Origin of the sequence: Nonomuraea basaltis, from assembly GCF_005893125.1 — a bacterium.
In the GTDB taxonomy this organism is placed as follows: Bacteria; Actinomycetota; Actinomycetes; order Streptosporangiales; family Streptosporangiaceae; genus Nonomuraea; species Nonomuraea basaltis.
In genome coordinates this window covers 1-9160 of the sequence record NZ_VCJS01000347.1, presented here as the reverse complement: position 1 = coordinate 9160, position 9160 = coordinate 1, and the positions used below count along the sequence as shown (strand labels likewise).

General features: G+C 70.0%; 9 protein-coding genes. 4 read left to right on the top strand and 5 right to left on the bottom strand.

Annotated elements, in window-relative coordinates; genetic code table 11:
• Positions 1 to 434, top strand: a 434-nt coding sequence (locus EJK15_RS64590; protein ID WP_420847183.1) for an SCO6745 family protein, incomplete at its 5' end; no start/stop codon positions are given.
• 104 nt (positions 435 to 538) lie between these two features.
• Here the strand turns inward: EJK15_RS64590 and EJK15_RS64585 are convergent.
• The 4 genes from EJK15_RS64585 to EJK15_RS64570 form a co-directional block, all read right to left on the bottom strand.
• Positions 539 to 970: a pyridoxamine 5'-phosphate oxidase family protein gene (locus EJK15_RS64585; protein WP_138720147.1), complete on the bottom strand. Its 432-nt coding sequence runs from the start codon at positions 968 to 970 to the stop codon at positions 539 to 541.
• A gap of 19 nt (positions 971 to 989) precedes the next feature.
• A complete protein-coding gene (locus EJK15_RS64580; RefSeq protein WP_138720146.1) occupies positions 990 to 2417 on the bottom strand; it encodes an MFS transporter in 1428 nt (475 codons plus the stop codon).
• Positions 2418 to 2487: 70 nt separating this feature from the next.
• A complete protein-coding gene (locus tag EJK15_RS64575; protein ID WP_138720145.1) occupies positions 2488 to 2967 on the bottom strand; it encodes a MarR family winged helix-turn-helix transcriptional regulator in 480 nt (159 codons plus the stop codon).
• Positions 2964 to 4379: an aminotransferase-like domain-containing protein gene (locus EJK15_RS64570; RefSeq protein ID WP_138720144.1), complete on the bottom strand. Its 1416-nt coding sequence runs from the start codon at positions 4377 to 4379 to the stop codon at positions 2964 to 2966. The genes EJK15_RS64575 and EJK15_RS64570 overlap by 4 nt, the downstream gene beginning before the upstream one ends.
• A gap of 22 nt (positions 4380 to 4401) precedes the next feature.
• On the opposite strand from EJK15_RS64570, the gene EJK15_RS64565 reads away from it, so the two are divergent.
• Positions 4402 to 5607 carry an aminotransferase class V-fold PLP-dependent enzyme gene (locus EJK15_RS64565; RefSeq protein WP_240778028.1) on the top strand — a complete coding sequence of 402 codons (1206 nt, stop codon included), beginning with the start codon at positions 4402 to 4404 and terminating at the stop codon, positions 5605 to 5607.
• 115 nt (positions 5608 to 5722) lie between these two features.
• Positions 5723 to 7711, top strand: coding sequence for a hypothetical protein (locus EJK15_RS64560; RefSeq protein WP_171075332.1), 1989 nt, complete (start codon positions 5723 to 5725; stop codon positions 7709 to 7711).
• Here EJK15_RS64560 and EJK15_RS64555 read toward each other — a convergent pair.
• Complete coding sequence (locus EJK15_RS64555) at positions 7708 to 8364, bottom strand: TetR/AcrR family transcriptional regulator (protein WP_138720141.1); 657 nt, start codon at positions 8362 to 8364, stop codon at positions 7708 to 7710. The genes EJK15_RS64560 and EJK15_RS64555 overlap by 4 nt on opposite strands.
• Before the next feature lie 84 nt (positions 8365 to 8448).
• Between EJK15_RS64555 and EJK15_RS64550 the strand changes: the two genes are divergently transcribed.
• Entirely contained in the window at positions 8449 to 8799 is a 351-nt protein-coding gene (locus EJK15_RS64550; protein WP_138720140.1) for a cupin domain-containing protein, read from the top strand.
• Positions 8800 to 9160 lie beyond the last annotated feature (361 nt).

The window sequence follows — 9160 nt, the reverse complement described above, 5'->3', positions numbered from 1 at the left end:
AGATGTGTATAAGGGACAGCCCCTGGCCGGACGACCCCCTCCAGCGGCTCTGGCACGCCCAAACCCTGCTGCGCGAGTTCCGCGGCGACGGCCACGTGGCCACGCTCCTGACGGAGGGCATCAGCGGCCTCGAAGCCCTGGTGCTCCACGCCGCCAGCGGCGAGGTCCCCACCCCCTTCCTCAAGATCAGCCGCGCCTGGCCGGAGGAGGCCTGGACCGCCGCAGAAGACCGCCTCCGCACCCGGGGCCTCCTGGACGCCGGCGCCCTGACCGCGGAGGGCAAGGCGTTGCGCCAGCACATCGAGGACCGCACGGATGTCCTGGCCATGCCGGCGTACGAGGCGTTGGGCGAGGATGGCTGCGTACGCCTGGCCGAGCTGGCCCGCCCCTTTGGCCGCCGTGTCGTCGATTCGGGCCTCCTCAACATCGGCTGACCGTTGCCGCAGGCGGCCTCCGGCAAGTCCAGATGGGGGACGTCGTACGCCCACAGCACCCGGCCGCAACAGGGCCGTCGCAACCACAAGGGCATCCGAACCAGTCATGGGATGTCCAGGGCCGTGCCGTACAGGCGGGAGACCTTGATCTTGATCACCACTCGCCCCTCGCGCGCCTGCTGCTCCAGGTAGACGGTGGGATCGGCCGGATCGTCCGCGAGGGCCAGCAGTTCCTCGGGGCTGTCCGACACCTCGGCCTCGCCCTCGGCGACGGCGAAGGACCAGACGTCCGGGCCGCTCACGTGGAGGGCGACGTGTGGGTCGTTGCGTACCTGCCGGGCCTTGAGCCGGCCGGCCGTCGTGGAGATCCGGATGATCCGTCCGGCGGGATCCCACCGGTAGAGGACGGTGGACATGGCGGGGTGACCGCTGCGCCTCACCGTCGCCAGCACGCCGAACCGCTGCTCGCCGAGGAGCCTCACCAGCTCCTCCTCGGTCAGCGTCCGAGGTGCGGGCCCTGACTGGTTCTCGTTCATGTTCTCTCCTCAACGGTGTTCAGAGGGTGGTGAGCGCGGCCTTCTCGGGCTCCGGAGCGGGAGCGGGACGGCGCAGTACGGCGAGGCTGACGATGAGGGCGGCGACGAGGAGCCCGGCGGAGACGGTGAAGGCCAGCCGGTAGCCGCCCGTCAGCGCCGCCGCCTCGGAGGCCCCGGAGGCGAGCAGGACGCCGGTGCGCGAGGCGGCGAGCGTGGACAGGACGGCGACGCCGAGCGCCATGCCGATCTGCTGGGTGGTGTTGAACAGCCCCGACGCCAGCCCGGCGTCGTCGGCCTTGGCACCGGACATGCCCAGCGTGGTCAGCGCGGGAAGCACCAGCCCGCCGCCCGCGATCAGCAGCATCACCGGGAGCAGGTCGACGGCGTAGGAAGCCTGCACCGGCACCCTGGTGAGCCAGCCCATCGCGCCCAGCAACAGCACCAGACCGGCCGCCAGGACGGCGCGCTCGCCGAAGCGGGTGTTGAGCCGGGCGGAGACGAACAGCGACACCCCGCCGATGGCCACCGCCGCGGGAAGCATCGCCAGCCCGGTGTCGAGGGCACCGTAACCGAGGACCTTCTGCATGTAGAGGGCGACGATGATCTGGAAGGCGAACATGGCCGACAGCGCCAGCATCTGCACCAGGTTGGCGCCCGAGACATTGCGCGAACGGAAGACGCGCAGCGGCATCAGCGGGGTACGCGCGGTCGCCTGGCGGACGAGGAACCCGGCCAGCAAGACGAGTGACACGGCACCGAGGCCCAGCGTGTGGCCGGCCAGCCAGCCGTACTCCTCGATCTTGACGACCGTGTAGATGCCCAGCATCAGCCCCGCGGTCACCAGTACGGCGCCGAGGACGTCCGCACCCGCGCCCAGGCCCACTCCCCGATCGGCCGGGAGAGCCTTGATCGCCACCGCGACGGTGGCCAGTCCGATCGGCACGTTGATGAAGAAGATCCAGTGCCAGCTGAGCGCGTCGGTGAGCACTCCGCCCAGGACCTGGCCGATCGAGGCGCCGGCGGCGCCGGTGAAACTGAAGACGCCGATGGCCCTGGCCCGCTCCCTGGGTTCGGTGAACATCGTCACCAGGATGCCCAGCACCACCGCCGAGGCCATCGCGCTGCCCACCCCCTGCAGGAAACGCGCGGCGATCAGCAGGCCGGGACCGGTGGCCGCCCCGGCGAGCAGGGAGGCGGCGGTGAAGACCACGTTGCCGGCCAGGAACATCGTCTTGCGGCCGATGAGGTCGCCCAGCCGGCCGGCCAGCAGCAGTAACCCGCCGAACGCGATCAGGTAGGCGTTGACGGTCCAGCTCAGCCCGGCGGGGGTGAAGCCCAGATCGCGCTGCATGGCCGGCATGGCCACGGTCACGATGCTGCCGTCGAGGATCGTCATCAGCATCGCGGCCGAGAGCACGATGAGGGCGCGGAGTTTGGGATACGACATGGTCTCTCCTGTTCAGAAGCAACAGGAGAAACCGTAGCAGATAGTTTTGTTGCAGACTATCTCTTACGGTCTATTGCCGCGGGCGACGGGCCGTCGCCGGCGCCTCCGCAGGGGTGGCGAGGTGCCCCTGAACGAGCCGGTTCATCGCACGGAGCAGCACCTCGCGCTCGTCCTCCGGCAGCGCGCCGAGGGCCGCACGGTGAACGCCGTCCACGATCCGCTGGCTGCGCTCGGCGACTTCCCTGCCCTTCTCGGTGACCGCGATGATCCTGGCCCGCCGGTCGGTGCTGGACGGCCGTCTCTCGGCCAGCCCGGCCTTCTCCAGGGCGTCCACCGTGACCACCATCGTGGTCTTGTCCATGTCGCCGATCTCGGCGAGCTGGATCTGGGTGCGCTCCTCCTCGATGGCGTGGACCAGCACGCAGTGCATGCGGGCGGTCAGGCCGATCTCGGCGAGCGCCGCCGCCATCTGCGTACGCAGCACGTGGCTGGTGTGATCGAGCAGGAACGACAGGTCGGGCTCCGCGCGTGATGGCGCCATGGCGGTCATGGGCCCAGTCTAGTTTCGTTGCGGATTATCTGCGCGAGCCGGCGTGCGGCTTCGATCAGCTCGGCGCGGTCGGCGCCGGCGGCGAAGCCGAGGCGTAGATAGGCCGCCGGGCGTTCGGTGGCGAAGTAGCGGTTGCCGGCACTGACGGCGACGCCGTGTTGACGCGCCCTGCCGGCGACCACGGTGTCGTCGGTGCCGGATGGCAGGCGGACCCACAGGTGGAGACCCCCCGTAGGAACGCGGGTGAGGGTCCAGCCGGGAAGTTCGTTCGTGACGGCGGCCGTCAGTGCCCCGCACCGCTCTCGCAGTGCCGCGGCCAGGGTGCGGACGTGCCGTTCCCAGGTGGGGGAGGTGAGGAGTTCGAGCGCCGTTTCCTGGAGCGGGCGGGCGACGAAGAAGTCGTCGACCAGGCGGATGGCGCGCAGGCGCTCCATCACCGGGCCTCGGGCCACCAGGGTGCCGATGCGCAGGCTCGGCGCCGCTGGTTTGGTGAGGGAGGTCAGGTAGACCACGGTGCCGTCGAGGTCGTCGGCCAGCAGGGGCGGCGGCACCGGCGCGCCGTGGCCGAGGTGCCGCGCGAAGTCGTCCTCGATCACGAAGGCACCCGCGGCTCTGGCCGTGTCGAGGATCTGCCGGCGGCGTTGTGGCGCCAGCACGGTGCCGGTGGGGTTGTGATAGGTCGGCTGGCAATACAGCAGGCGTGCTCGCGTCATGGCGAAGGCGTCGGCCAGGAGGTCGGGTTGCAGGCCGTCGGCGTCCATCGGCACCGGTACGGGGCGCAGGCTCGCGGCCCTGGCGGCGGCTATCGCTCCCGGGTAGGTGGGCGACTCCATCAGGATGGGGTCTCCTGGCCCGGCGATGGCACGGAACGCCATGGAAAGGGCGCTCTGCCCGCCGGCCGTGATCAGGATGTCGTCCGCGCTCACGCCGCCGCCCGCCATGGTGGCGAACACGCTGCGCAGGGCCGCCAGGCCGCTCGCGGGGGCGCGGTCCCACGCGTCGGGGCGGCGTGCCGCGCGGGCCAGCGCCGCGGTCAGGATCTGGGTGGGCTGGAGCGATCGATGCAGGTAGCCGCCGTCCAGCATGATCGTCCCTTCGGGGGCCACGCCGAACGCGTTGGTGAGGATGCTGGTGTCGACGGTCCGGTCGGCGAGGGTGACGGACTGCCAGGCGGTGTCGGCGACCTGGGTGCGTCGCTCGACGCGTGCTGCCACGTACGTGCCGCTGCCTGGCCGGGTGATCACCACGCCCTCGGCGGCGAGCGTGGCGATCGCCTGCGACACGGTGGCGGGGCCGACCCGGTAGCGCCGGATCAGCTCCCGGCTGCTCGGCAACCGATCGCCCGGCGACAGCCGGGCGATCATCGCCCGCATCCGGGTCACCAACTCCGCCGAACTGCTACTGTCTGACATGAGTATCGATAATAGCGCTTCCATGCTTTCCACAGAATCGCTTCTGGACGTCGCGGCCCTGCGCGCGGACACTCCCGGCGTCGGCGACGTCGTGCACTTCAACAACGCCGGCTGCGGCCTGCTGGCCACTCCCGTGCTGGCCGCGATGGTCGACCATCTGCGGCTGGAGGCGAACATCGGCGGCTACGAGGCCTCGGCCGCCCGCGCCGAGCAGGTCCGCGAGTTCTACATCGAGACCGCCGCACTGATCAACTGCGCTCCCGAGAACATCGCCTTCGCCGGTAGCGCAACCCATGCGTTCTCCACCGCCCTGTCGGCGATACCGTTCGAGGCCGGTGATGTCATCCTCACCACCCGCAACGACTTCATCTCCAACCAGATCGCCTTCCTGTCGCTGAGCAAGAGGTTCGGCGTGCACGTCGTCCACGCGCCCGACCTCCCCGAGGGCGGGGTGGACGTGGCGGCGATGGCGGAATTGATGCGCCGGCACCGCCCGCGTCTGGTGGCCGCCACCCACATCCCCACCAACTCCGGCCTGGTCCAGCCGGTCGCCGAGATCGGCCGGCACTGCCGCGAGCTGGACCTGCTGTACCTGGTCGACGCCTGCCAGTCCGTCGGCCAGTACCCGATCGACGTCGCCGAGATCGGCTGCGACCTGCTCACCGCCACCTGCCGCAAGTTCCTGCGCGGACCCCGCGGCTCTGGCTTCCTGTACGTTTCCGACCGCGTGCTGCGCGCCGGCTACGAGCCGCTGTTCATCGACATGTACGGCGCGCGCTGGGTCGAGCCGGGCCGCTACCAGCCGGTCGAAACGGCAGCCAGGTTCGAGGACTGGGAGTTCCCCTACGCCATCGTGCTCGGCTGCGCCGCCGCCGCACGCTACGCCCGCGAGGTCGGCCTGGACGCCATCGCCCGCCGTACCCCTGCCCTGGCCGCCGGTCTGCGCGACCGGCTCGCCGGCCTGCCCGGAATACGGGTGCTCGACCACGGGCGACAGCTGGGCGCCCTGGTCACCTTCGCCATCGACGGCTGGCAGCCGGAGCCGTTCAAAGCGGCCCTGGACGCGCGCCACATCAACTCGGCGCTCAGCTTCCGCCATTTCGCGCAGTTCGACTTCGGCGACAAAGACATCGACTGGTGCCTGCGCCTGTCACCGCACTACTACAACACCGAACACGAAGTGGACCAGGTCGTCGCGGCGGTCGCCGATCTCAGCGTCACGGCGTGATTTTCCATCCCACGCCCGCACAAGGGGTGGTTCGGTCCATCATGGGGAGTCACTGGCTGCTGCGGATGCCAGGGCCGGTGGGCTGGAAGACCGAGCTGCGGGATCATGAGGAATCATGCGGACATTTTTCGAGCCGGGCGAGGACGAGGAGTTCGAGGCGGCCAAGGACCTGCTGATCCGCCGCTGCCTCGACTGGGCCGACGGGGGCGGGCTGAACGCCCACCCCACGGTGGTGGCGTCGGCCCTGGACGCGCGTCATCGCAGCACGGACGGGCGGCTGGCGTTCTGGAACGCCGAGCAGGTGGGGCGGTTCCTGGGGGAATGGATTCCCCGGTACGTCATCGCGCCGCGAGAGGTGCTCGAGGCCGCGCCGGAAACCTTGCTGACGCTGCTGCGCTACCTCGACGCGACGGGCCTGCGGGATCCGCGCGGCGCCACGCCGGCCGAGCTGGAGGCGGCCGTGGCGGAGGCCGCGAAGGAATACCCGGCGGTGCTGGACGACCTGCTGCGCCTGGGGCCGGCGAAGTTCTGGGCGCAGGTGGCGCTCGATCACGGGGTCGATCTCACCGATCAGAAGGCCCTGAACAGGTTCCAGCGCGACATCGACGCGGGGCGGGTGGCGTACGACGCCGACCTGCTCGAAAAGATCGTGGAGGCGCGCTTCCTCGATCCCGGGCTCGACGAGGAGCGGGCGTTCCCCCAGCCTCCCGTCGTCCTGCCGCCCGTCCCGGAGCTGGCCGCCGCGGCGGCGCGGAGCGAGACCGTACGGCGGCTGACGGCTCTGGCCGACTGGGCGGGAAAGGACGGACGGCCGCTCACCACCGCCGGGAACCTCCGCCTGGCCGACGCCCGTGAGCTGGCCCAGCTTCTCGGCACCGGAGAGCACGACCTCAAGGCCCGCAGCGCCACGGAGCTGCCCAAGCTGAACTTCCTGCTCGAATGGGCGAAGGGCATCCGCATCGTCCGCGTGCACAAGAGCCGCCTCGTCCGCGTGGCCAAGGCCGCGCCCCTTCTGCGCGATCCGGAACAGCTGTGGTCGCCGGCCTTCGAGGCCTTCTTCGACCTGGGCCTGGAGGTAGGCCCGCCGGAGAGCTTCGCGTCGCTGCTGGCCGAGGACTTCGACGAGGCCATGCCGGACGTGCTGAACAGCGTGTACGGCCTGCCGGGCCGGGTCCCCGTGGCCCGGCTCCAGGAATCGGTCTGGCTGGCCTGCCAGGAGAACTACCCGATAGACGACGATGACCTCCGGCACGACCTGTGGCGGCAGGAGGTCGACCGGGACCTGGTCGCGGCGCTGGAGGCGCTGGCCGAGCTGGGCGCCGTGGAGCTGGACCACGGCATGGCCGACGAGCTCTACTCCAGCGACCTCGACGACGAGGACCAGGTGTTGCCGCCGGCGGCGCGGGACCGCCTCCGCGCCCGCCTCGCCGAGCCGGGCCTGCTCGTCAGCCTGACGCCGCTCGGCGTGCGGGGCATACGGGAGCGGATGCTCGCGGAGGGCCGGGACGCACCGCTCGTCGGCGAGCTGGCGCAGGCCACACCGGGCGAGCTGCTCGGCGTGCTCGCGGAGCACTACCCGCCGGACACGGCCGTGATGGAGCTGGACGGCTGGCTGGCGGCCCATGGCGGCGACGTCGAGCCGCTGCTGGACGCCATCCGCGCCTGCCCGTTCCGCACCCGCGCCTCCGCCATGCTCGACGCCCTGGCGGAGGCGCGCCCCGACGATCAGCTGCTCCTCAGGCGGCTGCGCGGGGATCTGGCGCTGGGCCCCATCGCCGTGACGGCTCTCATCGAGGAAGGCGCGATCCAACCCGATGACCTCACGTCGGAGGAGCACCTGCTGCTGATGGCAGAGGGACTGCTCACGCTGCTGGAGCTGGGCGGCCCTGACGAGGTCATGAACCAGGTCACCCAGATCGCGGGACGGGAGGCGCCGGAGATCATCGACACGGTCGTGCGCTCCGGCCATCCCGCCGAGGTCGGCATGGACGAATTGCGCAGGCTGGTGGCCGAGCCGCTACGCGCCCGCAGCCACCGCCTGCGCTTCGTGGAGGGGCCTCGGCCGGGTGCTCGGGGCCGTCATGGGAAGAGACGCAGGCGCTAGGAGCTGCTTCCCGGATCAGGTTCGGAGCCAGATGAGGAAGGCTGCGACTGTGAGGGTGCCGCGCTGACGAGCGCCGCTTGCAGCATGGCGCGTGCCGACCAGCACATCGTTTCCACCGCCTCTTCACGGGAGAGGCCGGCGATGTCGGTGAGCCATATCAGCGCTTCGATGCCGCTAGCGGATCGGATCGCCACGGCGAGCCGATGCACATCGATCTCGGGGTTGGTCTCGCGCAGGGGCACCAGGGCGTCCTCGATCCAGCCGATGGCTCGCCCTCCGCGTAGAACCGGCTGGTCGGTGTCGGGGGCCGGTTCCAGCGACAGACGCAGTGAGGTGCGCAGCTGCGGTTCCCACTCGACCGTTATGCGGGTGAAAGCCTCCATGACCAGGTCGAGCCGGGCCTGCGGATCGCTGGGCGCATGCTCGGGCAGCAGCGACTGCTGCTGGGTCTCGGGATGTGCGGCAAGCAGCAGCGTGCGCTGGTTGGGGAAGTACCGGTACGCCGTCGTCCGGGAGATGCCCGCTGCAGCCGCGGCCTGCTCCACGGTGGGGAAGGCACCCTGCGTCAGCAGCTCACGCGTGGCCGAGATGAGCGCTTGTCGCGTACGAGCCTTCTGCTGATGACGGCCACTCAACTCATATGGTACTGACATGCTCATCATGGTACCTTCGTCCCATGGGACTTCAGTCCCATATCGGCGTCGGTGTCATGACGAAGCAGACCGGGTGATGCGTTCATGGACCAAGATCCCACCACAACGAATCCCGACCTCTATAAACTGATCTTCGAGAACGAGCGCATCCGGGTCCTGGAGTACAAGGACAAGCCGGGCGACAAGACCACACCCCATCGGCACCCCGACAGCGTCATGTACACGCTGGGTTCCTTCAAGAGAAGGGTTGCGGCCGGCGCCCGGCAGGTGGATGTCGAGCTCCAATCCGGGCAGGTGCGATGGGTCGGCGCTCAAGAGCATTCCGGCGAGAACGTCGGCGACACCGACACACACGCGATCTTCGTTGAGCTGAAGGAACCACTCGCGAGCGGATCGCCAACGCCTGGCAGCCCTCTGGGGCCCAGCACCACCTGACCAGAACCAGGTCACGCAGGTCGCTGCCCTTCAAGTGGACTCGGCAGCGTCCTACCAGCTCATCACGTGCCCGCCCATCGTTGAAATCGTCGCCCCTCACGCCGGCTACCGGTTCCCCGAAGAAGCCTCACCACACCACCAGAATCGAGACGATCGCATCATGGCAAGTGCCGGCACCAGCCGTACATCCACCGCAGTGACCTTACGCCGCGCGCTTTCGGTCAGCACCCCGCTCGCGCTGGGCTGCCCGCGCACCTCCGAGGTGGACGTCTACCTGAACGGCGTCTGGGCCGGACGCAGGCAGACCTTCCTTCGCGGGCAGATGGTCTGGTCTCCCCGGCAAGGGCCCAAGATGGTGGTG